Raw genomic sequence first — 24,598 nt, 5'->3', positions numbered from 1 at the left:
CCGGTTTGGCGACCAAAGATGGCGCAAATCTTGGCCCAGCCGTCGGCGAGCCCGATCTTCGCCTCGCGGCACGGGCTTGGCGTGCGGGAAGTGTCTTGATGAGTGCGCGGCCGGGCGGTGCTTGAGCCCGGCTGCCGAAGCCCATAAGAAGGACGAAAGACCCGAGGAAACGCCTTCGATGTTCACGAAAATCTTGATCGCCAATCGCGGCGAGATCGCTTGCCGCGTCATCAAGACGGCGCGCAAGATGGGCATCGCCACCGTAGCGGTTTATTCCGACGCCGATCGCGACGCCGTGCATGTCGAGATGGCCGACGAAGCCGTGCATATCGGACCATCGCCCGCCGCGCAGAGCTATCTCCTGCCGGAAAAGATCATCGCCGCCTGCAAGGAGACAGGCGCGCAGGCAGTGCATCCCGGCTACGGCTTCCTCTCGGAGCGGGCCGCCTTCTGCGAAGCGCTGGAGGCGGAAGGCATCGTCTTCATCGGCCCAAAACCCAAGGCGATCAAGGCGATGGGCGACAAGATCGAATCGAAGAAGTTCGCCAATGCGGCCAAAGTTTCGACCGTGCCCGGCTGGCTCGGCGTCATCGAGAATGCCGACCATGCCGAAAAGATTGCCGGCGAAATCGGCTATCCCGTGATGATCAAGGCCTCGGCCGGCGGCGGCGGCAAGGGCATGCGCATCGCCTGGAGCCAGTCGGAAGTGCGCGACGGCTTCGACCGGGCGCGCTCGGAAGCCAAAAGCTCGTTTGGCGACGACCGCGTCTTCATCGAAAAGTTCGTCGTCGATCCGCGCCATATCGAAATCCAGGTGCTGGCCGACGCGCATGGCACCGCGCTCTATCTCGGCGAGCGCGAATGCTCGATCCAGCGCCGCAACCAGAAGGTCGCAGAAGAGGCGCCGTCGCCTTTCCTCGATGCCAAGACGCGCAAGGCGATGGGCGAGCAGGCCGTGGCGTTGGCGAAGGCGGTCGACTATCAGAGCGCCGGCACCGTCGAGTTCATCGTCGACGCTGAAAAGAACTTCTATTTCCTTGAAATGAATACACGATTGCAGGTCGAGCATCCGGTGACGGAGCTCATCACCCGTATCGATCTGGTCGAGCAGATGATCCGCGTCGCCGCCGGCGAAAAGCTTGATATCAAGCAGAGCGACGTCAAGCTGAACGGCTGGGCGGTGGAAAGCCGACTCTACGCCGAGGATCCCTATCGCAATTTCCTGCCGTCGATCGGCCGGCTGACGCGATACCGGCCGCCGGAGGAGGGTACGTTCGGCGACGTCGTCATCCGCAACGACACCGGCGTCACCGAAGGCTCCGAGATTTCGATGTTCTATGACCCGATGGTGGCAAAACTCTGCACCTGGGCGCCGACGCGTATCGAGGCGATCGATGCCATGTCGGAAGCGCTCGACAGTTTCATTGTCGACGGCATCGAGCACAACATTCCGTTCCTGGCGGCACTCATGCAGCATCCGCGCTGGCGTGAAGGGCGGATATCGACGGGCTTTATCGCCGAGGAATATCCTGACGGTTTCGCACCGATCGTTCCGGACGATGACGAAAAAGCGGTGCTGGCGGCGATCGCCACCGCCGTGGAGCTTTTGCGCCGTGACCGGCTCGATCGGCTGGGCGGGCGGCTGGCGCCGCATTCAGGCGCGCTCAAGCGCGACTGGGTGGTGAAGATCGGCGAGGACTATCTCAAGGCTGCGATCCTCGAAGGCATGATCTCCATCCCGATGGAAATCGACCTGTCGATTGACGGTGGCAAGGCGCTGACGGTGACCTCCGACTGGCGGCCGGGTGATTTGATCTGGCGCGGCCATGTCGGTGCCCGGAAGGTCACAGCGCAGATCCGGCCGCTGCCGAATGGCTTGCGCATCGCCTGGAAAGGCATGTCGGTGACGGCGCGCGCCATGTTGCCGCGCACGGCCGAGCTCGAAAGGCTGATGCCGGAGAAGGTGGCGCCGGACACGTCCAAGATGCTGCTTTGCCCGATGCCGGGCCTGGTCGTGTCGATCGCGGTCGCCGAGGGCCAGGAGGTCAAGGTCGGCGAGACGCTGGCCGTGGTCGAGGCGATGAAGATGGAAAACGTGCTGCGCGCCGATCGTGATCTTGTTGTGTCGAAGCTCAACGCCAAGCCGGGTGACAGCCTGGCCGTTGACGCGGTGATCATGGAGTTTGCCTGATCTTAACACCCGAACCGCGTCTCAAGGACCGTCGTCGGGCGGGCGGCGGTGATCTACGGCCACACTTCTTGGTTTCCACAATCCTCTTGAAAGTGCGGCTCGCTGGCATCAACTCCTGTGAGTTGCCACAGTGGCAGACCACTCGCCAAGGCCTGTTTGAAACGAACGCTCGGAATGAGCGGTTCTATGGAGGGAATTTTGCTCGACGGAAAGGATCTGCGGGCTCAAACGGCTACAACGCGCTCACGGATACTCGACTTGCTGTCGCCGTTGCCGTGGGACGGTGTCAGTTTCAAGCACGAGATACCCGGGCTTTCGCTCTATCGCATTGTTGAGCCTGTCGGGCCTTATTTCGTCTTATATGAGCCCAGCCTGTCGCTGATCATCAAGGGAAGCAAGCGCATCACCGTCGGCGATGAAACGATCATCTACGATGAATCATTCTTCGTCCTCGCCACTGTCGGTCTGCCGATGACGGGTCAGATCTGCGAGGCAAGTGTGGTGGAGCCTTACGTCGCAGCCATGTTGCCGCTGAACCTGGAGGCGCTTCGACGACTGATTGCCGACCACGACCTGCACCCAGCGAATAGGTCGGACCGCGACCGGGGTGTGGTGGTGGGTGCGGCTACGCCGGAACTGTTCGATGCCTTGTTGCGACTGATTTCGCTTGTAAATTCGCCGGATGATATTCCTTTCATGGCCCGTCACATCCAAAATGAAATTTTCTACAGACTGCTCACCGGCGAACAGGGTGCACTGCTGCGCCGTTTCGCACTCGCTGGAACGCACAGCAACCGCGTCGCAAAAGCGGTTGCCTGGCTGAGGGAGAACTACACCCTGCCGCTTCGTGTCGATGCGCTGGCGGAAAAGGCGAACATGGGCGTGTCCACACTGCATCATCATTTCCGTGCAATGACGGCCATGAGCCCCCTGCAATTCCAGAAGCATCTGCGGCTGCACCATGCGCGGGAACTGATGCTTTCCGGATCGCACGATGCGGCGACTGCCGCGCTCAGGGTCGGCTACGAGAGCCCGACGCAGTTCAGTCGGGAATATCGCCGCATGTTCGGTCATCCGCCCTTGCGTGACGTCAAGGCCATCCTGAATGATTCAACCAGAGCTCCGTCGGTTTAGCGCAACCGTCTATCGAATGGGGCCGCTGCCCAACCCATCACAAAATTCAAAGTGCGTACGCACAAAGTGGCTGGTACGACAGGATTGAGCAACAATCAGGCAGGATCGAGCCTGTCGGCCTTCATCAGGGTCTTATAAATTCGATCGACAATCGACAGATGACCAGAGCCCGAACCGGCAGGGGCCGGAATGGAAGCTCCACGAGCGCACACACAAAGCGAGGTGAACACCATGGTGACTTTAACGATCAATGGAAACGAACATCAGGTCGACGCCGAGGCTGACATGCCGCTTCTCTGGGTGATCCGCGACCTCGTCGGATTGACGGGAACGAAATTCGGTTGCGGCATGGCGCAATGCGGCGCCTGCACCGTCCTTCTGGACGGCGCGCCGGTACGTTCCTGCCAGACGTTCGTCGGCGATATAGGTGTTGCGAAAGTGACCACCATCGAGGGGCTCGCGGGCAAGGTGGCGAAAACCGTGCAAACGGTTTGGGCCGATCTCGATGTTCCGCAATGCGGTTATTGTCAGTCCGGGCAGATCATGTCGGCGACCGATCTCCTCACGAACAATCCAAAGCCCACCGACGACGATATCGACGCCGCGATGACGGGCAATCTCTGTCGTTGCGCCACCTATCACCGAATCCGTGCCGGGATTCACGAAGCTGCAAAGCGTTTGGAGGCCTGAGCCATGATTCCGAAACTGATGCAATATGTCGTTCTTCCCACGGTCCAGGCACAGGCGTCCCGACGACAATTCCTGTTGGGCGTGTTTGCTGCCGGCACGGGTATCGCAGTCGGCTACCGGATTCTCGCCGCGTCGCCTGCAGTCGCTAGCGGGACGCCGGCTGACGAGGCCGGGCCGCATACCTTCAGTCCCTATCTGACGATCGACGGCGACGGCAAGGTGACGGTTCTTTCGTCGCAGTTCGAGATGGGGCAGGGCTCCTATAACGGCCTCGCCACGCTGGTGGCGGATGAACTCGATGCCGATTGGTCGGCAATCGATGTTCGTGGTGTCGCCGGCAATGTGAAGGCCTATGGCAACGTCGCCTTCGGCGGCGCCATCCAGGGAACGGGCGGATCCACGTCGATGGTCACCTCCTGGGAGCGTTATCGCAAGGCTGGCGCCGCCGCGCGCGCCGTGCTGGTGGCCGCCGCCGCATCCGAATGGGGTGTCCCACCAGCGGAAATTACCATCGAGAACGGCGTCTTGGCGCATCCATCCGGCAAGACCGGCGGCTTTGGGGCCTTTGCCGCCAAGGCGGCCGCGATACCCACGCCGGCCGATGTGAAACTCAAGCAACCGGGCGACTGGAAGCTTATCGGCAATGCCAAGCTGAAGCGGTTCGACAGTGCCCGCAAGGCGAACGGAACCGAGCAGTACACGATCGACATCAAACTGCCCGGTATGCTGACGGCCGTGATGATCCATCCGCCCCTCTTCGGCGCCAAGCTCAAGTCCTTCGATGCCGCGGCAGCGCGTGCGGTCAAGGGCGTTGTCGACGTCGTCGAGACGCCGCGCGGCATCGCCGTCGTCGGCGAGCATATGTGGGCTGCCATGAAGGGGCGCGACGCCGTCACGGTTGTTTGGGATGAGACGGCGGCCGAAAAGCGCAGCTCTCAGGAACTCATGTCGATGTATAAGGATCTCGCCGGCAAGGCTCCAACGGCCGTTGCGCGCAAGGATGGTGACGTCGAAGCCGGCTTCGCGGCCGCAGCCAAGGTCATCGAAGCAAGTTACGAGTTTCCCTATCTGGCGCACGCCGCGATGGAGCCGTTGAATGCTGTCGCGCGCAGGAACGAGGACGGGACGCTGGAGATCTGGGGCGGCCACCAGTTCCCCGATGTGTATCAGACGCTCGCCAGCCAAATCGTCGGTATCACGCCGGACAAAGTGCAATTGCATGTCATGAAAACAGGAGGCAGTTTCGGCCGGCGGGCCGTGTTCGACGGCGACGTAGTTGTCGAGGCGGTGTATATTGCCAAGGCCATCGGATACCGGGCGCCCGTAAAGGTGCAATGGACCCGCGAGGACGATATGCGCGCCGGCCGCTATCGGCCCGCTTATGTGCACCAGCTGAAGGCCGGGATCGACAGCAGCGGAAAGCTCGTTGCCTGGAGCGCTCACGTGGTTGGCCAATCCATCATGGCAAAGACGATGTTTGACGGCATGGTCCAGAACGGCGTCGATCCGACATCCGTCGAAGGGGCGAACAACTTGCCCTATGTCATTCCCAACCAGATTGTCGGCCTGACCACCACGGATGTCGGCGTTCCGGTTCTATGGTGGCGTTCCGTCGGTTCGACGCATACCGCTTTTGCGGCAGAAACCTTCATTGACGAAGTTGCCGAAGCGGCAGGACGTGATCCGATCGAATACCGTTTGTCGATGCTCGAGCCGCAGTCGCGTCACGCGACCGTCCTCAAGCTCGCGGCGGAAAAAGCCGGATGGACAAAGCCGTTGCCTAAGGGCCGCTTCCGCGGCGTTTCCGTGGCCGAAAGCTTTGGCTCGGTGGTGGCGCAGATTGCCGAGGTTTCGACGGATGGCAAGGGCGGCGTCAAGGTCGAGCGGGTCGTGGCTGCCGTTGATTGCGGGTTGACGGTCAATCCGGACCAGGTGCGCGCTCAGGTCGAGGGCGGCATAGGTTTTGGTTTGGGCGCCATTCTGGGCGAGGAAATCACCTTGACGGCAGGCAAGGTCGATCAGAGCAACTTCGATGCGTATACGCCACTTCGGATCGATGCCATGCCTGTGGTGGAGGTCCATATCCTTGCTTCCGCCAATCCGCCTACGGGTATCGGCGAGCCGGGCGTTCCGCCGGTCGGGCCTGCGGTAGCCAATGCTGTGTATAAAGCTCTGGGCAAGCGGATCCGTGTTATGCCCTTTACCAAGACGCTCAATGCATGATCTGACAACCCCCGGCCGGCTCGCTCGCGGTCGGGGGTTGGAACCGCGTGACGAGCTGGATTGGTTTCGGGCATCGACGGCTTGTTCGCCCGGGCGTTCAGTTTATCGGCGATCGGCAGATATCGGGGTCGGGAATGCTGGCGGGCGGCGACACAGCAGCCTAGATTACGACGACAACCAGATTCGCTGACCAGATTGAAAGCCAACTCGAGTGGCAGACGAAAAGACCACACGCGATCCCTTGCTGCGCGAGGCGATTGCCAAGGCGGCAAGACCGGAGGCGCCGGCGCGGCCGTTTATCCATTTGCGCGTGCATTCGGCGTACTCGCTGCTCGAAGGCGCCTTGCAGGTCGCCGCCGTTGTCGGTCATGCCGTCAAGGACGAGTGCCCGGCAATCGCCGTCACCGACACCAACAATCTGTTCGGCGCGCTGGAATTCGCCCAGAAGGCGGTGAAGGAAGGCATCCAGCCGATCATCGGCTGCCAGATCGATCTCGCCTTTTCCGGCGAGACCAGCGACGCGCAGCGCGATCGCCGCCGCCATGGGCCGGAGATACATGCCGTGGTGCTGCTCGCCGCCACAGAGGCAGGCTACGGCAATCTGGTCAGGCTGGTCAGCCAGGTCTATCTTGAGACACCGCCTGGCGAGGCGGTGCATCTGACGACGGCAATGCTGGAAGGCCATTGCGACGGACTGATCTGCCTCAGCGGCGGACCGCGCGGTCCGATCGGCCGGGCCTTGAAGGAGGACCGCCGCGATCTTGCCGAAGCGAGGTTGCTGGCGCTCAAGGCGCTGTTTGGCGACCGGCTCTATGTCGAGCTGGACCGGGTTTCCGGCTATGACCGCGCCATCGAAAAATCATCGGTCGATCTTGCCTATATCCATGACCTGCCGCTGGTCGCCACCAATGAGGCGTTCTTTTCCGCCCGCGACGATTATGATGCACATGACGCGCTGATTGCCATTGCCGAGGGTTCGGTGGTCGCGGCAGACAATCGCCGCCGGCTGACATCGGACAATTTCCTGCGCAGCCAGGCGGATATGGCGCGGCTGTTCGCCGATCTGCCGGAGGCGATCGACAACACCGTCGAGATCGCGCTGCGCTGCTCCTACTATCCCAAGAACCGTAACCCGATCCTGCCGCGTTTTACCGGCGGCGACGTCGCCGACAATGAGGCGGCGTTGAAGGCGGAGGCCGACGAACTGCGGCGCCAGGCCCAAGAGGGGCTGGAGGCGCGGCTGGCGGCGCATGGACCCACTGCCGGCTACACGGTCGAGCAATATCGCGAGCGGCTCGATTTCGAGCTCTCCATCATCGAGAAGATGAAATTCCCCGGCTACTTCCTGATCGTTGCCGACTTCATCAAATGGGCCAAAGCGCAAGGCATTCCGGTCGGGCCGGGCCGCGGTTCGGGCGCTGGATCGCTGGTCGCCTATTCGACGACCATCACCGATATCGACCCGCTGCGCTTCTCGCTGCTGTTCGAGCGCTTCCTCAATCCCGACCGCGTGTCGATGCCCGACTTCGATATCGACTTCTGCCAGGACCGGCGCGAGGAGGTCATCCGCTACGTCCAGCAGAAATACGGCCGCGACCAGGTCGGCCAGATCATCACCTTTGGTACGTTGCAGGCGCGCGCGGCGCTGCGCGACGTTGGCCGCGTGCTGCAGATGCCTTATGGCCAGGTCGACAAGCTGTCCAAGATGGTGCCGCAGAACCCGGCCAATCCGGTCAAGCTGGCAGATGCCATCGCCAACGAGCCGCGCTTTGCCGAAGAGGCCGAGAAGGAACCGATCGTCCAGACGCTGCTCGATATGGCGCAGAAGCTGGAAGGGCTCTACCGCCACGCCTCGACGCACGCCGCCGGAATCGTCATCGGTGACAGGCCTTTGTCGGAGCTGGTGCCGATGTACCGCGATCCGCGCTCGGACATGCCGGTCACGCAGTTCAACATGAAATATGTCGAGCAGGCCGGGCTGGTGAAGTTCGACTTCCTTGGCCTGAAGACGCTGACGGTGCTGGAGACGGCGGTGAAGCTGATCCGCCGCCGCGGCATCGAGATTGATCTGGCCAATATCCCGCTCGACGATGCCGAAACCTACGCCATGCTGTCGCGCGGCGAAGTGGTCGGCGTGTTCCAGGTGGAAAGTGCCGGCATGCGCAAGGCGCTGATCGGCATGCGGCCCGACTGCATCGAGGACATTATCGCGCTGGTGGCACTCTACCGGCCGGGTCCGATGGAGAACATCCCGACCTACAACGCCAGAAAGCATGGCGAGGAGGAGATGGCCTCGATCCATCCCAAGATCGACCATCTGGTGAAGGAGACGCAAGGCGTCATCGTCTACCAGGAACAGGTGATGCAGATCGCGCAGGAGCTGTCGGGCTATTCGCTCGGCGAAGCCGATCTTCTGCGCCGCGCTATGGGCAAGAAGATCCGCGCCGAGATGGACAAGCAGCGCGAGCGCTTCGTCTCCGGCGCCGTCGAGCGCGGCGTCGGCAAGCCGCAGGCCGACTTCATCTTTGACCTTTTGGCCAAGTTCGCCGACTACGGCTTCAACAAATCGCACGCTGCCGCCTACGCCGTCGTGTCCTACCAGACCGCCTTTCTCAAGGCGCACTACCCCGTCGAGTTCCTGGCGGCGTCGATGACGCTCGACATGGGCAACACCGACAAGCTCGCCGATTTCCGCCAGGATGCACTGCGGCTCGGCATCGAGGTGGTGGCGCCGTCGGTGATGACCAGCTTCCGCAATTTCGAGGTCGGCGAGAACCGCATCTACTATTCGCTGGCCGCGCTTAAGGGCGTGGGCGATGCGGCGGTCGAGCACATCGTCGCGATGCGCGGCGAAAAGCCGTTCAAGAACCTCGCCGATTTCTGCGAGAGGGTCGACCCGAAGATCGTCGGCAAGCGCGTCTTCGAAAGCCTGATCATGGCAGGTGCGCTCGACTGTTTCGGCCATGACCGGGCCCAGATGATGGCCGGCGTCGAGCGGATGATGGGACTAGCCTCACTGGCGCAGCAAAATGCCATCTCGGGCCAGCACGACATTTTCGGCGCTTCACTTGGCGCGCAGTCGCAAGCGCTCAATTTGCCGCAGACCGATCCATGGCTTGCCGCCGACCGGCTGCATCGCGAATTCCAGGTCGTCGGCTTCTATCTCTCGGCGCATCCGCTCGACGAGTACAAGGCGGCGCTGCTGAAGATGCGGGTGCAGAACTGGGGCGAGTTCTCGGCTGCGGTGAAGCGCGGTGCCGCCGCCGGGCGGCTTGCCGGCACCGTCACCACCAAGCAGGAGCGCAAGACCCGAACCGGCAACAAGATGGGCGTCATCGCCTTTTCCGACACGTCGGGCCAGTATGAAGCCGTGCTGTTTTCAGAGGGGCTGGCGCAGTATCGCGACCTGCTCGAACCCGGCCGCTCGGTGGTGATTACGGTTTCGGCCGAGGACAGGCCGGAAGGCGTCAACCTGCGCATCCAGACGGTGCAGTCGCTGGAGGATGAGGCAAGCCGCATCCAGAAGGCGCTGCGCATCTTCGTGCGCGACGCCGCACCGATCGGCATGCTGGCCGGCCAGCTGGCGGTGAAGGGCGAGGGCCAGGTCAGCTTCGTGCTGATCAAGGACGCCGGCCAGGGCGAAATCGAGATCGAACTGCCAAACCGCTACCGCATCTCGCCGCAGATCGCGTCCGCGATGCGCGCCGTGCCGGGTGTGGTCGAGGTGGAACTGGTGTAAGCCGATTTTCGGCAAAACGGGTTTACCGGCACGGGGATCGTCTGTAGTTTTTGATCTGTGGGCACCGTCTCATCGAACCGATAATCAGGAATCCGAATTGCCGACATGGCACCGTCCATGGAGCAACGCGCGGTTCTTCACCGTTCTGAAGTTACGATGACCAACCCTATCCGTCTCGGCCGTATTGCCGCCATGCTGCCTGTCGCTGACATGCAAAGCACCGCCTTCTATTGCGGTGTGCTCGGCTTTTCCAAGACACTCGAGAATGGCGACCCGGTCGGCTTCATGATCCTGGAACGCGACGATGCCGAACTGCATTTGACCCTGCAGAAGGATCATCGCGCCGTGCATTTCAACGTCACGCATATGATGGTCGGAAACGTCGATGCCATGCATGACGCCTGCAAGGCGCACGGCCTTCGCATCGTCAAAGGCCTGCGCGATCATGACTATGGCTTGCGCGCCTTCGTCTTCGAGGATCCCGACGGCAATCGCATCGATGTCGGCCAGCACATCGCGAAGTGACTTTGTTCTGGGCCTGACATTGCAGCCGATAGGGCCAGCATGCCTCGCATGGTTGAAGTGAAGTTCCTTTGAACCACATGCGTTGAGCACGAACTTCAAAGGAACGCACAACCATGCCCAGCCGCGAACGCGTCGAAGCCTTCCTCAAGGAGGTGGTCGAAGGCAGCCATGTCAAGGCGATCGCCGACTTCTACCATCACGATGCGACCATGCAGGAGAATCTCGGCGTTCCACGGCGTGGCATCGAAACGCTGATGGCGCATGAGCAGGCCGCGCTCGACCGGATCGAGAGGATGCACACGCATCCGGTCCAGACGTTCCTGGTCGACGGCGATCATGTCGCCATCCGCTGGACCTTCGACAGGATCGACAAGGCTGGCACCGTGCGGCGGCTGGAGGAGGTGGCCCTACAGCGCTGGCGCGGCGAACGGATCGTCGAGGAGCGGTTCATCTACGATACTGCCTCGGCCTGGCGCCTTGTCGGGCCCGACGGCAAAGTGGTGGAAGGCTGACGACGTTCACCGGCTCGGCCAAGCCTACTGGACGTCCTCGGCCGCGGACGCTACGCACCTTGTCATGAAAGAGCATGACAAGGACGGATTGCAGCAAGGCTCTGTCATGGCGCGGCTGCGTGACAGGCTGCGCAAGCTCTATCACGGCCGCACACCGGCAGCCTTTCGGTTTCAACTGGCGGCGGTTATCATCGACCTCGCCATCATCGCCTTCTTCATCGCCACGCCCGTGCTCCAGGACAAGCCGTCATTCCTGTGGCTCGACTATACCGTCGCCGCCCTGGTCGCCGCTGATTTGATTGCCCGGCTCTTGGCCTCCAACGACATGCTTCGGCTGATGAAGCAGCCGACATCCTGGGTCGATGTCTTCATCCTGTTGACGCTGCTGATGCCGACGGCGCTGGCGAATCTGGCTTTCCTGCGCATCCTGCGGCTGTGGTCGCTGTCGCGCAGCGGCTCGCTGTGGCGGCATTTCGAGATGCGCGGACTGAGGCCCTGGCGCGAGGCGAGCCACGCGGTCATCAATCTTTTGACGTTCCTGTTTATCATCACAGGCTTCGTCTACACCTTCTTCTTCCGCACCGGCGCCGGCCTCGAGAACTATATCGATGCGCTGTATTTCACCGTCGCTACGGTGACGACGACCGGTTTCGGCGACATCGTGCTGCCAGGCATAGCCGGCAAGCTGACCGCGATCGTCACCATGATCATCGGCATATCGCTGTTCGTCCGGCTGGCGACGGCGATCTTCCGCCCTGCCAAAGTGTTCTTTCCCTGTCCGCACTGCGGCCTGCAGCGGCACGAGCCGGATGCCGTGCATTGCAAGGCCTGTGGCCACTTGCTCAACATACCTGATGAGGGGAATTGACCGGCGGATCGCTACGAAGCTGCGACCTCGGCCGGTTTCACGGCCTTGCGCTGCAGGTTGAGCAGATTGCCCATCAGGATCAGCGCGGCGCCGCCGGCGGTGAAGATGTCGATCTGCTCGCTGTAAAGCAGCCAGCCGACCAGCGCCGACAGCGGCACGCGCAGGAAATCCATCGGCGAGATGATGGTGGCGTCGGCATAGACGAGCGCGCGCGCCAGGCAGAAATGCGACGACATGCCGGTGAAGGCGATGACGAAAATCCACGGCCAGAGCGCCAGCGAGGGATTGCGCCACTCATAAAGCGCCGGCGCGAGGCCGACCGCCGACTGGATGACCAGCATCCAGAAGATGATGCGCACGACGCTGTCGGTGCGCGTCAGCGACTTGACCAGCACCAGCGAGATGCCGAAGCAGACCGCGGCGCCGAGAACGACAAGGTGGCCCGGATCCATGGAGCCGACGCCGGGGCGCACGATGACCACGACGCCGATCAGGCCGAGCACGATCGCCGCCAGCCTTGGCCGCGACAGTCTTTCGCCAAGGAAGCTGACGGCCAGGATGGCAGTCCAGATCGGCGTGGTGAATTCGATCGAGATCAGCACCGCAAGCGGGATCAGCGTCAGTGCATAGAGCCATGCCGCCTGGCCGGTATAGTGGATAACGTTGCGGGCGATATGGGCCAGCGGCCGCTGCGTGCGCATCGCGGCGAAACCGCCGCTCATCATCACCAGCGGCAACAGGATGAAAAAGCCGATCACCGAGCGCAGTTCGAGCACCTGGAAGACGTTGAGCTCGGCGGTCGTTGCGCGGCCGGCGACCGACATCGCCAGGAACGAGGCGATCGACAGCGCCATCCAGAACGCGGCCTTGGGGATCGAGGGAGCAGGGACCATGGCGCTATGTCGCAAGACCACGGCCGCGCCGCAACCGCTAGTCGCCGCATTCGACTGGGCCACCGTCATCCGGCTGATCGTCCTCACGGTCGAGAGCGTCACCCTGCGGCCTGGAATTAATTCACCGCAGTGTCGCGCGAAGTTTCCTCCGCCAGCATGTCGCGCAGTTCGCGCTTCAAGGTCTTCCCATAGCTTGATTTCGGCAGCTCGGCGAGGAACCGGTAAGCCTTTGGCCGCTTGAAGCGTGCGACATGGTTTTGGCACAAGGCGTCAAGTTCGGCTGCTGTCGGGTTGCTGCCGGGCCTTGCAACGACAAAGGCGACAACCTCCTCTCCCCACTCGGCGTGAGGGCGGCCGACAACCGAAACTTCAGAGACCGCCTCGTGCTTCAGCAGCACCTCCTCGACTTCCCGAGGATAAATGTTGCTGCCGCCGGAGATGATCAGGTCCTTCGATCGGTCGAGCAGAGTCAGGAACCCGTCCTTGTCCATGACCCCGACGTCGCCCGTATGCAGCCAGCCGTTGCGTAGCGCGGCCGCGCTAGCTTCCTCGTTCTGCCAATAGCCGGCGAACACCGACTCGCCACGCGCGCAGATCTCGCCCATCTCGCCGGCTTGCAGCGGCCGGTCGTCTGCATCCATCACCGCGCAGTCGACGACAGCTTGCGGGAAGCCTGCCGATCCGATCAGCGCCTCCCACCTGGGGTTCCAGCGGTCGGCGTAGAAACGTTTAGCGAGCCCCGTGATGCACATTGGGGCCTCCCCCTGGCCGTACAACTGCGCAAGGCGCGGACCCAGCACATCCAGGGCGCGCTTGACGTCTTCCACCAGCATGGGCGCGCCGCCGTAGATGATCGTTTTCAGCCCCGACAGATCCAAGTCGCCAATTGCCGGATGATTGACGAGCCGGTGCACCATGGTCGGCGCCGCGAAAAGACTGAGTCTCTGATGTACCTTAGCCAGTTCAAGAATTTCCAGCGGATCGAAGCCGCCTGATTCGGGGATGATTTGAGTAGCCAAGCCCAACACATGAGGAAAGATGTAGAGCCCCGAGCCGTGCGACATGGGTGCCGCGTGCAGGATCGAATCGCCCGGCGCAATCGTGTCGATGTCAATGAAGTAGCTGGCGGACATTGCCAGTATGTTGCGATGGGTGATCATAGCCCCCTTCGGACGGCCGGTGGTACCTGACGTGTAAAAGAGCCAGCACAAGTCTTCAGGAAGGGCCGCCCATCGGCCTTCGACCGCTTCGCATTTCAGCGCATCGCTGTACTCGCTGCTCGCCACGTCGATGATGCTCTTTAGCCCCGGGACAGAGCGCCCCGCCTCGTTAAGCGCGCCGGCAAGGTCGACCGTCACGAATGCCGCCGTCGTGCCCGAATGCTCCAGCATGTAGGCTATTTCCCGGGGATGCAGCTTCGCGTTCATCGGCACGGCGACCAAGCCTGCTTTCCAGATGCCGAACATCACCTCGACGTACTCGGGCGCATTCTTCATCAGGAGTGCGACGCGTTCGCCTGCGGCCAGATTCAACCGGTTCTTGAGGAATCCGGCAATTGCCTCCGAGCGGGCTTTCAGCGCCGCATATGTGTGAAGCGCGCGGGGTCCGTGTGCAATCGCAACAGCGTTCGGTGCAATCCGGGCTGCCCGATCGAGAATGCCAGCGATAGACATGGACCACCCCCGGATCGATCATCAGGCCCGCCAGCAAACAACGGCGGAATGCCGAGGTCAAGGCACTGCCACAATCGCCTCGGTAACTGCTACTGGCGCCGATCCCGGACGCGCGAAATCCGCGCCGATCTGACGACCAGCGGAGCGACCTACAGCGGCACCTATGTCGGCTCCAAAAGCGGACCGGCGGCACTCAGCGGCAGCCGCACCGGCGATGCGATCAACCTCGACATCCGCTGGGCAAAGATCGTCAATGGCGATCGCGACGCCCAGATGACCGTCGAGAAGATCGGCGCCGACGCCATGCGCCTGACCGTGACCGACATCGATCCCAAGACCGGCAAGACGGTCGTGACAAGCAGGATCGATCTCAACCGCACCTAGGTTGGCTTCCGCCGCAACCGCCAGTCGACGCATTCGAACGGCCAGCACTGGGCCGGGCGGCGTCAAAAACAGTCATATTGAAAGCGGAACCCGTTTTGCGGGCAGGCGTTCTAGGTCTGCGTGGTGCCGGCTTCGCTGGACGCGTGGCATCTCCAATACGTCCCGGGGGAGAGTATGATGAAATCACTAGCATGCTTTGTCCTTGCCGGTTGCTTGATGGCTGCGGCGGACGCTCGTGCCGACGAGGCTGATTTCCTGCGCTCGTTCCAGGGAAATTTTGCCGGAAGAGGAATTGTCAAGGTCACCACCGACGCACCGACGGTGAATGTCTCCTGTACTTTCAATTCCGACGCGACCTCGACCTCATTGTCGCTTGACGGCAACTGCCGTGGTCTTGTCGTGGTGACGCGCGCCATCAGCGCGGATCTGAAGGCCAGCGGGGCGAAGTACACCGGCGTCTATGTCGGATCGCGCACCGGTCCTGCGCAACTCGCCGGCAGCCGCTCGGGCAACGCGATCAATCTCGGCATTAGCTGGGCGACGGAGGTCAATGGCGACCGCAAGGCGCGGTTGACGGTCGAGAAAACCAGCGGCGACGGAATGCGACTGACTGTGACCGACGTCGATCCGAAAACCGGCAAGAGCGTGGTGACGAGCCGCATCGATCTGCAGCGCATCTGACCCCAGAGCGTCAATCCTCGATCGGCTCGGGCGGGTTGGCGTTGCGGCCTCTGCCGAAGGTGTAGCCGGTTTCCACCGCCTTCTTGCCGAACTTGTCGCGCAGCGTGTCGATGGCGCTTTCGGCCATGGCGCGCTTGCGCGAGCCGACGTCGACGAGATCGGGCGGGTCGGCCTTCTCGTCATCCGAGAGATCGCTGACGCCGATACCGAGCAATCGGTATTTCGTGCCGTCCGCTTCCTTGCGCAGGAGGTCGAGCCCGGTCTGGAAGATGCGGTCGGCCAGCCTTGTCGGGTCGCCGAGCTGGCGGTTGCGGGTGCGCAGCTTGAAGTCCTGCGACTTCAGCTTCAGCACTACGGTGCGCCCGGCAATGCCTGACTTCTTCAGCCTGGCCGAGACCTTTTCAGACAGCCCCCGCAGCACCGGAACCAGTTCATCCATTTCAGCTATGTCGGTATCGAAAGTGGTTTCGGCCGAGACGCTTTTTGCATCCTGGTCGGGGTCGACACGGCGGTCATCCTGGCCGCGCGACAGATGGTAGAGCCGGGTGCCCATCACGCCATAGCGGCGCATCAGATCGGCGCGCTCCATGCGCTGCAATTGGGCAATTGTGCGGATACCGTCGCGTTCGAGCGTCGCGGCGAAAGCCTTGCCGACGCCCCAGATCAACGTCACCGGCTGCTCGGCCAGGAAACCCAGCGCTTCGGCCTCGCCGATCACCGAAAAGCCGCGTGGCTTGCGGAAATCGGACGCCACCTTGGCCAGGAACTTGCAGTAGGAGAGGCCGGCCGAAACGGTGATGCCGATCTCCTTTTCGATGGTCAACGCAAAGCGCGCCAACACCACTGCCGGCGGCATGCCGTGCAGGCGCTCGGTGCCGGCAAGGTCCAAAAATGCCTCGTCGATGGAAAGCGGCTCGACCAGCGGCGTCAGCGCCTGCATCAGCGCGCGCACCTCGCGGCCGACACGGACGTATTTTTCCATATTGGGCGGGATGACGACCGCTTCTGGACAGGCTTCGAGCGCCTTGAACATCGGCATCGCCGAACGCACGCCCTTGATGCGGGCGATGTAGCAGGCGGTGGAGACGACGCCGCGCTTGCCGCCGCCGATGATCAGCGGCTTGTCCTTCAGCGCCGGGTTGTCGCGCTTTTCGATCGCCGCATAGAAGGCATCGCAATCGATATGGGCGAGATGCAGGCGATAAAGCTCGGGATGACGGGCCAGCCGGGGGCTGCCGCAGCACTCGCAGCGTCTGACATCGCTGCGCTGAAGGGTCAGGCAGTCGCGGCAAAAACCGTGCTCGGGATTGTTGACAGGGGCCGCCATCGCTGCGAACATAAAGAGAACAGATGCAATGGTACGTCAGGACGGAAGCCGCTACAAGCGCGGTTAGCCGGGAGAGAACGCATGAGCACGACCATAGCGCCGCTGGCGCCCGAACTATGGGCGGATTTCGAGGATCTCTTCGGCAAGCAGGGCGCCTGTTACGGCTGCTGGTGCACCTATTTCCGGCTGGCCCCGGCGGCGCGGCGCGGCAGCGACAAGCAGCGCAACAGGGATCTTATCAAGACGCGTATCGAGGCCGGGCCGCCGCCGGGGCTGTTGGCTTTCGAGGGTGGCCAAGCGGTCGGCTGGATGCAGATCGGCCCACGCGCCGACGTGCCCGAATGGAACAATCGGGGCAGGGGCTCGGCGCCGGTCGATCCGTCCGACGCCAGCGATCCGGGCGTCTGGGCGATCTCCTGCTTCTTCATCCGCGCCAATGCACGCGGCAGGGGCATCAGCCATCGTCTGGTCGAGGGCGGCATCGCTTTTGCCCGCCAGAACAAAGCGCGGCTGGTCGAGGCCTGCCCGATCGACGTGTCACGCGATTCGCGCTCGATTGGGCTGTTCGTCGGCTCGTCGCGTGTGTTTGAAAAGGCCGGCTTCGACCGGCTTGTCGAACGCAAGGCAGGCCGACCGCTGATGCGACTGGTGCTGTAGTGTGGTTGTGACGGTATCTTACTATCAATGCTTGAAGCGTTTTTGCGTTCAAAATGGGGGTCAAGATGAAGCGTGTTTTGCCATTTGTTTTGCTGCTCGCAATCGGTACGCCAGCCTGGGGGCAGGCTGTCGATAGTCAAGGTGCAAGGCAGCTGTCGGATAATCTGTCGCGTTACATTGGCAAGAAGGCGCTCGACAGCGGCATTCTGAAGATTTCGGCCGACGGCGATGCATATCGGATAGCCCTCGACTTCAATGCAGTGCTTAGGGCAAATCCCCGCAAGGACCCTCTGACATTTAACCTCGCGCCATTTGCGATTCTGGTCAAACCGCGCAACGACGGAAGCTGGAGCGTGTCGTCAGATCTAACGCCCAACGCCTTCGTCGACGTCGAGGGGCCGCACGGGGCGCGGTTCTCCGTTTCCGGCTCCGCATTTAGCGGCATCTACGATCCGGGATTGGCAGCTTTCACCAGCGGGGCGGGCTCGATGGCCGGCATGCAAGTGGCGTCCAGAGATCCCAAGGAGCCTATGGACCTCAGCGTCGGCGCCGGAACGTCGATCTTGGCTGCTGGCAAATCCGCAGGCGGCGGCGTTGATTTTGCCGTGACGCAGACGATCGCTGATTTCGTCGAAACGGCCATGGTTGACCAAGATGAGACGGGACTGAAAGTGCCGTTCACGATGAAGTCACCTAGGGTGTCGGCCAAGATTACCGGGAATGGCGTGCGCACGAAGGCGTTGCTCGATCTTCTCGGTTTTGCCGTCGCCAACCAGGACGAAGCCTCACTGAAGGCAAATCAGGCCGAGCTCAAATCACTGCTGACAAGTGCATTGCCCCTGTGGGAGCGGCTGGAAGAGTCCTATCGCTTCGAGGGCGTGACCTTTGCAACGGCACGGGGTGATTTTGGGCTCAGAGATTTCAGTGTAATGACTAGCATCGGCGGCATCTCCAACGATGGAAAGATCGACTACAGCATCAAGGCGGCGGGGCTGACCGTTCCCCCGCAACTTGTACCAGGCTGGAGCGTCGCCATGCTGCCCACCGATCTCGAATTGAACGTCGGAGGCGCCAACATAGATCTCGATACGATGGCGAAAAAAGCGATCGAAGCTTTTGATCTCAATAAGGATCCGCCGCTGTCGGACGAGTTTGGCAATGCTTTGGCCGCCGATTTCATGGCGAACAACCCGAAGATCGTGCTCGGGCATAGCATAGTGAAGAACGGCAGCGTCGAAGTGACGATGGAAGGCGAGATGACGTTCCCGGGCATGAAACCGGATGCGACGATGACGGTGGACGTCGCGGGCTACGACAAGATCGTGCAGGCTGTTCAGGCAGCCGCCAAGACTGACCCGCAGGCTGCTGAGATTTTCCCGGCTACACTCGCCGTCAAAGGATTTGCCAAAACGCTGCCGGACGGCCGACTGGAGTGGGTGGTGGTCGCCAAGGCCGACGGCTCGATCATCGTCAACGGCGCCATGTTGAAGCCGGCCGATGCCGTGCAGGATAACTCCATTTTCGATCCGAGCAAAGCTACCGTTCCGGATGGAGGCGGGGCAGGGGCGAAGCTGAAACCCTGAGCGCTTGCGGTATTCGAAAAGGCCGGCTTCGAGCGGCTTGTCGAACGCAAGGCCGGCCGGCCGCTGATGCGGCTGGCGCTGTAGCAGCCGCCAGCAATCCCATGGGTCTTGTCTTGCGGCTGTGATGGTATTTCCCTACCAGTGGCAGAAACGGTTTTGACGGCCGCAATAGAGTGGAGGATCGATATGAAGCGCGTATTGCCATTTGTTCTGCTTCTTGCCTGCAGTGCGCCGGCGTTTGGCCAGACGGTCGACAGCCAGGGCGCGCAGCAGCTTTCCGACAATCTGGCGCACTATTTCGGCAAGAAGCCGTTCGACATTGGATTTGTAAAAGTCTCCGTCGAAGGCGATGCCTACAAGCTTGCGTTCGACTTCAAGCCGTTGGCGGAAATGCTGGCAACGCAGCAGGCCTTCAAGTTCGACCTCACGCCGTACGCCATGCTGGTCAAGCCACGCCAGGACGCTCGGTGGGACGTTTCGATGGAGGTGTCTCCAAAGGGATCCTTTGATTTCGTTGGTCCTGAAGGGCCGCAGCACGTCGATGTCTCGATATCGGACCATAAATTCAATGGAGTTTATGACCCCGATCTGGCCGCTTTCGCGAGCGCAAACGTCTCGATAGGCGGCATGACGATGGCGATCCGGGAGACCAAGCAACAGGCAAACGTCAGCATCGGCTCTGGCACCGCAACATTAGCTTCGACCAAATCCGCGAATGGCGGCATCGATTTCACGGCCTCGGAAAAGCTGGCGAACTTCGTCGAAACGGTCAAAGTCAATGATCCCGAAAAAGGGCTGAGTTTGCCGCTGGCTGTAAAAGCGCCGGAACTTTCCGTGGATGCGACCGGCAAGGGTTTGCGGACAAAGGCGTTGCTCGACCTGTTTGCTTTCATTGCGGCCACCGACGACGAGGCCAAGCTCAAGGCGAATGAAGTGGAGTTCAAGTCGCTTCTGACGGCCGCACTGCCGCTGTGGGAGCGGATCGATGGCACCTATGGCTTCAAGGATTTTGAGGTGGAAAGCCCGGTCGGCAAGTTCGGTGCCGCGCAACTGAGCACCTCAGTCGGCATGGACGGCATCGCCAAGGACGGCAAGATCAACTACGCCATCAAGGCCTCCGGCCTGACGGTGCCGCAGCAGATGCTGCCAAGCTGGAGCGTTGCGCTGCTGCCGACGGATCTCGACCTGAATTTCGGCGGCGCCAACATCGATCTCGACAGTATGGCGAGGAAAACCATAGAAACCCTCGATTTCAGTAAGGATCCACCGCTTCCGGCAGATTTCGGCGATGAGATTTCCGCCGATTTCCTGGCCAAGACACCAAAGTTCGTACTTGGACACAGCACGGTTAAGAACGGCGACATCGAGGTCGCCATGGAAGGCGAAATGACCTTCCCCGGCAAGAAGCCCGACGCCAACGTGACGATCGACGTAACCGGCTACGACACGATCGTGGCAAGCCTGCAGGAGGCGGCGAAGACCGACCCGCAGGCCTCGCAGGCTTTTACCGGCGCGCTGGCCATCAAGGGATTTGCCAAGGCGCTGCCGGATGGCCGGATTGAATGGGTGATCAACGCGAAGCACGATGGGTCGGTGACGGTCAACGGCGCCATGCTGAAAGGGCCCGATCCGGTCGTGGAAGACGGTCAGGATGCTAGCCCCGGCGAGGGCAATAGCGGCGGGGCAGGGGCGAAGCTGCAGCCCTGATCTTCAGGCTTGTGAAGCTTGGGTCAGAGCCCGAGCGCGCTCGCTATTTTCGGCGCGGCGTCGCGCCAATCCTCGACTGAAATGATGTCGTCGGGCACCGGCGGCATGAAAGCGCGCAGCGAGTTGTCGGCCATCAGATGGAAGAGATTGATGTCGGCGACCGAATTGCGCGCCGAGATGAGGTTGGAGGGCTGGTCGTCGACAAAGGCCACCGGCCGGCCTTTGCTACCGCGCAACTTGGCCACAGCCGGGCCTTGGCCATTTCGGTGGTCAACAGAGGATAGGGCAGTCCGAGCGCGTCGAGATGGGCGCGGCGCGCCGCGCGATGGCGGTGCGGCATGGCGGTCAAAAGCACGATCTCGGCGCGGCCGTCGAGACTGGCAAGCGCTTGTTCGGCGCCGTCGGTGACGCTCTGCCAGTCGGCCTGCGCGTCGAAGAAATCGCCAAGCAGTGCCGTCACCTCCGGCTGTTCGATCAGCCGGCCGCTCGCCGTTTCGGCGATGTTGCCGGTGAGGCGGAAGGAGGCCAGTGTGAGCCCAAAGCCGCGCGATTTCAGGAAATGCGGAAATGGCCGGATGAATTCGAGCACGACATCATCGACGTCGAGGATCAACAGCGGCCGGTCGTCGGCTGCAAGTTCGGCGATCTGGCGTGCCGTCTCGGGATCGTCGCTCATATCGAGTGCTCATGGTCATCGCCGCCAAGCGGCAGCGCGCGCAACGCCTTGCCGACTGACGCGGGCGGTGTGCCGGTTTCCTCGGCAAAACGCAGCAAGGTCGGCTCGTGGGCGAGGATGAACTGCAGCACGCCGGCAAGGAACCCCGGTTCGGCCGCGGCGCGCCGGATGGCGGACGCCTCGATGCCGGTTATGGCCAGGAAGCGCGGCAGGAGTTCGGGATCCGCGGCGACGAAGCCCAGTGCCCTCACGGCAATGGTTTCCGCCTCCTCGCGCATTGACGCTGCGTTTGCCATCATTACCTTCTGGTTTGCGGAAATGAGTCTCTTTTCCGCAGTAATGGCAAGCGTCGCTTGCGGCAAGCCACCGCCCCAATCCAATGTGGTTTTCGAGGTGGATTCCGAATGGCTTTTACAGCTGCGGGTTTCCGTTTCGTCAATCATATTGTCGTAGAGTGAAGGAGGGTTTGGTGTGCTCGGACAAGGGCGCATGACGGCAGGCTTCAGGCAGAAGCCCGGCCGGGACGGGAAATCGATGCCTAAGAAGGTGATGATCGTCGAGGACAATGAGCTTAATATGAAGCTCTTTCGGGACCTCATCGAAGCCAGCGGTTACGAGACTGTGCGCACGCGCAACGGCCTCGAGGCGCTCGATCTGGCGCGCCAGCACCGGCCGGACCTGATCCTGATGGATATCCAACTGCCGGAAGTATCAGGCCTGGAAGTGACGAAATGGCTGAAGGAGGATGATGACCTCCATTCCATTCCGGTGATTGCCGTCACGGCCTTCGCCATGAAGGGCGACGAGGAACGTATTCGCCAGGGCGGCTGTGAGGCCTACATCTCCAAGCCGATCTCGGTGCCGCGTTTCATCGAGACCATCAAATCCTATCTGGGTGATGCCTGATGCCAGCACCCATTCGAGCCGGAGCCTTGTGAAATGACTGCGCGGATCCTCGTCGTCGACGACATCCCTGCCAATGTCCGGCTGCTCGAAGTTCGGCTGCTGGCCGAATATTTCGAGGTGCTGACGGCGTCCAACGGGCTGGATGCGATCGAGACCTGCGAAAACGGCAAGGTCGATGTCGTGCTGCTCGACGTGATGATGCCCGACATGGACGGGTTCGAGGTCTGCAAGCGGTTGAAAAGCGATCCGGCGACGTCGCATATCCCGGTGGTCATGATCACCGCGCTCGACCAGGTTTCGGACCGGGTGCGCGGCCTTGAGGCGGGGGCCGACGATTTCCTGACCAAGCCCGTCAACGATCTGCAGCTGATGACGCGCGTGAAAAGCCTGGTCAGGCTGAAGTCGCTGACCGATGAGTTGCGCCTGCGCGCCTCGACCACCCGCAACATCGGCATCGAGGCGCTGTTGAGCCGCAGCTTCACCTCCGAGGACGCGACGCCGAAGGTGCTGTTGATCGACGAGCGCAAATCCTCCTTCGAGCGCATCCAGAAAATGCTGCGCGGCAGCGCCGAACTCGACATCGCCACCGATCCGCATGCCGGTTTCTTCCAGGCCGCCGAGGCGCCGTATGAGTGCGTGCTGATCTCGACCGGTTTCGCCGATTTCGATCCGCTGCGGCTATGCTCGCAATTGCGTTCGCTCGACCGCACCCGCTTCCTGCCGATCATCCTGCTTGCCGAAGAAGGCGAGGAGGGCCGTATCATCCGCGGCCTCGAACTCGGCATCAACGACTATCTGATGCGGCCGATCGACCAGCACGAGCTGATGGCGCGGCTGCGCACGCAGGTGCGCCGCAAGCGCTACAACGACCAGCTGCGCGCCAGCGTCACCCAGACCATCGAGATGGCGGTGACCGACGGGCTGACTGGCTTGCACAACCGCCGCTACCTCGACAGCCACCTGCAGACGCTGTTTGACCGCGCCGTGGCGCGACGGCGGCCTCTGTCGGTGATGATCACCGATCTCGACCGCTTCAAGACCGTCAATGACGCGCATGGCCATGATGGCGGCGATGACGTGCTGCGCGAATTCGCGCGGCGGCTGCGCAAGAATGTCAGGGGCATCGACCTTGCCTGCCGCTTTGGCGGCGAGGAATTCGTGGTTGTGATGCCGGACACGGACGCAACGGTGGCGGAAAAGGTTGCGGAGCGCATTCGCGCCGAAATCGCCCAGATGCCGTTTGCCATCGGTCATGAAGGCAAGACGATCGAAGTCACCGTCAGCGTCGGCGTGTCGTCGGTTCTGAACGGCGCGGACACGGTCGCGGCGCTGATGAAGCGCGCCGATGTGGCGCTTTACGAGGCCAAAAGCGGCGGCCGCAACCGCGTCGTCGCCAAGGCGGCGTAGGCTCGACGCCGGATTATCCAGTCAACCCGACAGGGTTAGGAATTTACCTTAATCCAAGCGATTCCCGAGCCTTGGTTAAGAAACTATTGATTTTCCAGCGTTGTTGCGCAAATGTGCAACGCAAGAACAAAGGCGATGTGGGCACGAGGGTAGACAGCCGCATCGCTCCGACCGATACCCCATGATGCTCAGGTCCGCCGCATCTCCTGGGTCCGTGGGGTCGGCCGGCCGGCGCTGGCACATAGTGGCCTCCTCGTACCGCTGCCATACGCCGACCGGCCCCCTTTTTGCCAAAAATGACATGAACAGTCCGCGCCAAACTGCGGAGGGTTCACGTATTTCGCAGCTTGAAACAAAAACGCCGCCCGAAAGGGCGGCGTTTTTGCATAGCGTATGAAAACCAGATTACTTGATCTTGGTTTCCTTGAACTCGACGTGCTTCTTGGCGACCGGGTCGTACTTGCGGAAGGACAGCTTGTCCGTCTTGGTACGGCTGTTCTTGCTGGTCACGTAGAAGAAACCGGTGTCGGCGGTCGACAGAAGCTTGATCTTGATGTTTGCGGCTTTGGCCATTGTATCAGTCCGTTATGTTCGTGGGGTTTTGGCCGCTGGAGCGGGGGAAAACACCCGGACGCGGGAAACTTGGCGCGACACATAAAGAACGTGCCCGGAAAGTCAAGCCCGGCGCGCGCGCTTGTCGTAAGCACACGAGTTGTCCGGATTAGGTAGCAGATGAGTTGTCCGGTTTTATCGCCAGCGAACGGAGGCTGGGGATGAGACGGGCAGCATGGCTACAGGACCGGAGAATGCGGAAGTTTCGGG

The 24,598-nt window shown here is 61.8% G+C and carries 19 protein-coding genes and 3 pseudogenes; 16 read left to right on the top strand and 6 right to left on the bottom strand.

Annotated features, from left to right (window positions below):
- The first annotated feature begins 178 nt into the window (after positions 1–178).
- The 8 genes from H0241_RS28975 to H0241_RS28940 all read left to right on the top strand — a co-directional run bounded on the left by H0241_RS28975 (position 179) and on the right by H0241_RS28940 (position 11,882).
- Positions 179–2,191, top strand: a complete 2,013-nt coding sequence (locus H0241_RS28975; RefSeq protein WP_181061192.1) for an acetyl-CoA carboxylase biotin carboxylase subunit — start codon at positions 179–181, stop codon at positions 2,189–2,191.
- A gap of 198 nt (positions 2,192–2,389) precedes the next feature.
- Positions 2,390–3,325, top strand: coding sequence for an AraC family transcriptional regulator (locus H0241_RS28970; protein ID WP_407941785.1), 936 nt, complete (start codon positions 2,390–2,392; stop codon positions 3,323–3,325).
- A 231-nt stretch (positions 3,326–3,556) separates the two neighbouring features.
- Positions 3,557–4,015 (top strand): (2Fe-2S)-binding protein, encoded by a 459-nt coding sequence (locus H0241_RS28965; RefSeq protein WP_181061191.1) that lies wholly within the window; start codon positions 3,557–3,559, stop codon positions 4,013–4,015.
- Positions 4,016–4,018: 3 nt separating this feature from the next.
- Positions 4,019–6,238, top strand: coding sequence for a xanthine dehydrogenase family protein molybdopterin-binding subunit (locus H0241_RS28960; RefSeq protein WP_181061190.1), 2,220 nt, complete (start codon positions 4,019–4,021; stop codon positions 6,236–6,238).
- A gap of 244 nt (positions 6,239–6,482) precedes the next feature.
- A complete protein-coding gene (gene dnaE, locus H0241_RS28955) occupies positions 6,483–9,977 on the top strand; it encodes a DNA polymerase III subunit alpha (protein ID WP_181061256.1) in 3,495 nt (1,164 codons plus the stop codon).
- 156 nt (positions 9,978–10,133) lie between these two features.
- The gene (locus tag H0241_RS28950) at positions 10,134–10,502 is read left to right on the top strand and encodes a VOC family protein (RefSeq protein ID WP_181061189.1); all 369 of its coding nucleotides are present in this window, start codon (positions 10,134–10,136) and stop codon (positions 10,500–10,502) included.
- Between the two features lie 113 nt (positions 10,503–10,615).
- Positions 10,616–11,014 (top strand): nuclear transport factor 2 family protein, encoded by a 399-nt coding sequence (locus tag H0241_RS28945; protein ID WP_181061188.1) that lies wholly within the window; start codon positions 10,616–10,618, stop codon positions 11,012–11,014.
- A 64-nt stretch (positions 11,015–11,078) separates the two neighbouring features.
- Positions 11,079–11,882: a potassium channel family protein gene (locus tag H0241_RS28940; protein ID WP_181061187.1), complete on the top strand. Its 804-nt coding sequence runs from the start codon at positions 11,079–11,081 to the stop codon at positions 11,880–11,882.
- 11 nt (positions 11,883–11,893) lie between these two features.
- On the opposite strand, the gene H0241_RS28935 is transcribed toward H0241_RS28940, so the two are convergent.
- A complete protein-coding gene (locus H0241_RS28935; RefSeq protein WP_181061186.1) occupies positions 11,894–12,775 on the bottom strand; it encodes a DMT family transporter in 882 nt (293 codons plus the stop codon).
- Between the two features lie 116 nt (positions 12,776–12,891).
- On the bottom strand, positions 12,892–14,448 hold the full coding sequence (locus tag H0241_RS28930) for an AMP-binding protein (protein ID WP_181061185.1): 1,557 nt from the start codon (positions 14,446–14,448) through the stop codon (positions 12,892–12,894).
- A 108-nt stretch (positions 14,449–14,556) separates the two neighbouring features.
- Here H0241_RS28930 and H0241_RS28925 point away from each other — a divergent pair.
- Both H0241_RS28925 and H0241_RS28920 read left to right on the top strand, forming a co-directional pair.
- Positions 14,557–14,832: pseudogene (locus tag H0241_RS28925) on the top strand (hypothetical protein); the annotation flags it as partial.
- A gap of 177 nt (positions 14,833–15,009) precedes the next feature.
- Complete coding sequence (locus H0241_RS28920) at positions 15,010–15,513, top strand: hypothetical protein (RefSeq protein ID WP_181061184.1); 504 nt, start codon at positions 15,010–15,012, stop codon at positions 15,511–15,513.
- Positions 15,514–15,523: 10 nt separating this feature from the next.
- On the opposite strand, the gene H0241_RS28915 is transcribed toward H0241_RS28920, so the two are convergent.
- Complete coding sequence (locus tag H0241_RS28915; RefSeq protein WP_181061183.1) at positions 15,524–16,852, bottom strand: DNA polymerase IV; 1,329 nt, start codon at positions 16,850–16,852, stop codon at positions 15,524–15,526.
- 69 nt (positions 16,853–16,921) lie between these two features.
- On the opposite strand from H0241_RS28915, the gene H0241_RS28910 reads away from it, so the two are divergent.
- The 4 genes and pseudogenes from H0241_RS28910 to H0241_RS28900 all read left to right on the top strand — a co-directional run bounded on the left by H0241_RS28910 (position 16,922) and on the right by H0241_RS28900 (position 20,787).
- A complete protein-coding gene (locus H0241_RS28910; RefSeq protein WP_181061182.1) occupies positions 16,922–17,497 on the top strand; it encodes a GNAT family N-acetyltransferase in 576 nt (191 codons plus the stop codon).
- Between the two features lie 65 nt (positions 17,498–17,562).
- On the top strand, positions 17,563–19,080 hold the full coding sequence (locus H0241_RS28905; protein WP_181061181.1) for a hypothetical protein: 1,518 nt from the start codon (positions 17,563–17,565) through the stop codon (positions 19,078–19,080).
- A 9-nt stretch (positions 19,081–19,089) separates the two neighbouring features.
- A pseudogene (locus tag H0241_RS35855) lies at positions 19,090–19,164 on the top strand (GNAT family N-acetyltransferase); the annotation flags it as partial.
- A 102-nt stretch (positions 19,165–19,266) separates the two neighbouring features.
- A complete protein-coding gene (locus H0241_RS28900; RefSeq protein WP_181061180.1) occupies positions 19,267–20,787 on the top strand; it encodes a hypothetical protein in 1,521 nt (506 codons plus the stop codon).
- A 23-nt stretch (positions 20,788–20,810) separates the two neighbouring features.
- Here H0241_RS28900 and H0241_RS28895 read toward each other — a convergent pair.
- Together H0241_RS28895 and H0241_RS28890 are read right to left on the bottom strand one after the other, a co-directional pair.
- A pseudogene (locus tag H0241_RS28895) lies at positions 20,811–21,463 on the bottom strand (hypothetical protein).
- Entirely contained in the window at positions 21,460–21,759 is a 300-nt protein-coding gene (locus H0241_RS28890; RefSeq protein ID WP_181061255.1) for a DUF3572 domain-containing protein, read from the bottom strand. Before H0241_RS28890 ends, H0241_RS28895 begins: the two are co-directional and overlap by 4 nt.
- A gap of 238 nt (positions 21,760–21,997) precedes the next feature.
- On the opposite strand from H0241_RS28890, the gene H0241_RS28885 reads away from it, so the two are divergent.
- Together H0241_RS28885 and H0241_RS28880 are read left to right on the top strand one after the other, a co-directional pair.
- Entirely contained in the window at positions 21,998–22,369 is a 372-nt protein-coding gene (locus H0241_RS28885) for a response regulator (RefSeq protein WP_023667574.1), read from the top strand.
- Positions 22,370–22,402: 33 nt separating this feature from the next.
- Positions 22,403–23,776 carry a PleD family two-component system response regulator gene (locus H0241_RS28880; protein WP_181061179.1) on the top strand — a complete coding sequence of 458 codons (1,374 nt, stop codon included), beginning with the start codon at positions 22,403–22,405 and terminating at the stop codon, positions 23,774–23,776.
- 405 nt (positions 23,777–24,181) lie between these two features.
- Here H0241_RS28880 and rpmG read toward each other — a convergent pair whose 3' ends face one another.
- On the bottom strand, positions 24,182–24,349 hold the full coding sequence (gene rpmG / locus H0241_RS28875) for a 50S ribosomal protein L33 (RefSeq protein ID WP_006201775.1): 168 nt from the start codon (positions 24,347–24,349) through the stop codon (positions 24,182–24,184).
- Positions 24,350–24,598 lie beyond the last annotated feature (249 nt).

Origin of the sequence: Mesorhizobium neociceri (genome assembly GCF_013520985.1) — a bacterium.
GTDB classification, from domain to species: Bacteria; Pseudomonadota; Alphaproteobacteria; order Rhizobiales; family Rhizobiaceae; genus Mesorhizobium; species Mesorhizobium neociceri.
This window is presented reverse-complemented; position numbering and strand designations above follow the sequence as displayed.

What these genes read in the sequence shown, in the direction of transcription:
- H0241_RS28975 (WP_181061192.1), top strand. Translation starts at nt 179, where the DNA reads ATGTTCACGAAAATCTTGATCGCCAATCGCGGCGAGATCGCTTGCCGC.
- H0241_RS28965 (WP_181061191.1), top strand. Translation starts at nt 3,557, where the DNA reads ATGGTGACTTTAACGATCAATGGAAACGAACATCAGGTCGACGCCGAG.
- H0241_RS28960 (WP_181061190.1), top strand. Translation starts at nt 4,019, where the DNA reads ATGATTCCGAAACTGATGCAATATGTCGTTCTTCCCACGGTCCAGGCA.
- H0241_RS28950 (WP_181061189.1), top strand. Translation starts at nt 10,134, where the DNA reads ATGACCAACCCTATCCGTCTCGGCCGTATTGCCGCCATGCTGCCTGTC.
- H0241_RS28945 (WP_181061188.1), top strand. Translation starts at nt 10,616, where the DNA reads ATGCCCAGCCGCGAACGCGTCGAAGCCTTCCTCAAGGAGGTGGTCGAA.
- H0241_RS28940 (WP_181061187.1), top strand. Translation starts at nt 11,079, where the DNA reads ATGAAAGAGCATGACAAGGACGGATTGCAGCAAGGCTCTGTCATGGCG.
- H0241_RS28935 (WP_181061186.1), bottom strand. Translation starts at nt 12,775, where the DNA reads ATGGTCCCTGCTCCCTCGATCCCCAAGGCCGCGTTCTGGATGGCGCTG.
- H0241_RS28930 (WP_181061185.1), bottom strand. Translation starts at nt 14,448, where the DNA reads ATGTCTATCGCTGGCATTCTCGATCGGGCAGCCCGGATTGCACCGAAC.
- H0241_RS28920 (WP_181061184.1), top strand. Translation starts at nt 15,010, where the DNA reads ATGAAATCACTAGCATGCTTTGTCCTTGCCGGTTGCTTGATGGCTGCG.
- H0241_RS28915 (WP_181061183.1), bottom strand. Translation starts at nt 16,852, where the DNA reads ATGTTCGCAGCGATGGCGGCCCCTGTCAACAATCCCGAGCACGGTTTT.
- H0241_RS28910 (WP_181061182.1), top strand. Translation starts at nt 16,922, where the DNA reads ATGAGCACGACCATAGCGCCGCTGGCGCCCGAACTATGGGCGGATTTC.
- H0241_RS28905 (WP_181061181.1), top strand. Translation starts at nt 17,563, where the DNA reads ATGAAGCGTGTTTTGCCATTTGTTTTGCTGCTCGCAATCGGTACGCCA.
- H0241_RS28900 (WP_181061180.1), top strand. Translation starts at nt 19,267, where the DNA reads ATGAAGCGCGTATTGCCATTTGTTCTGCTTCTTGCCTGCAGTGCGCCG.
- H0241_RS28890 (WP_181061255.1), bottom strand. Translation starts at nt 21,759, where the DNA reads ATGGCAAACGCAGCGTCAATGCGCGAGGAGGCGGAAACCATTGCCGTG.
- H0241_RS28885 (WP_023667574.1), top strand. Translation starts at nt 21,998, where the DNA reads ATGCCTAAGAAGGTGATGATCGTCGAGGACAATGAGCTTAATATGAAG.
- H0241_RS28880 (WP_181061179.1), top strand. Translation starts at nt 22,403, where the DNA reads ATGACTGCGCGGATCCTCGTCGTCGACGACATCCCTGCCAATGTCCGG.
- rpmG (WP_006201775.1), bottom strand. Translation starts at nt 24,349, where the DNA reads ATGGCCAAAGCCGCAAACATCAAGATCAAGCTTCTGTCGACCGCCGAC.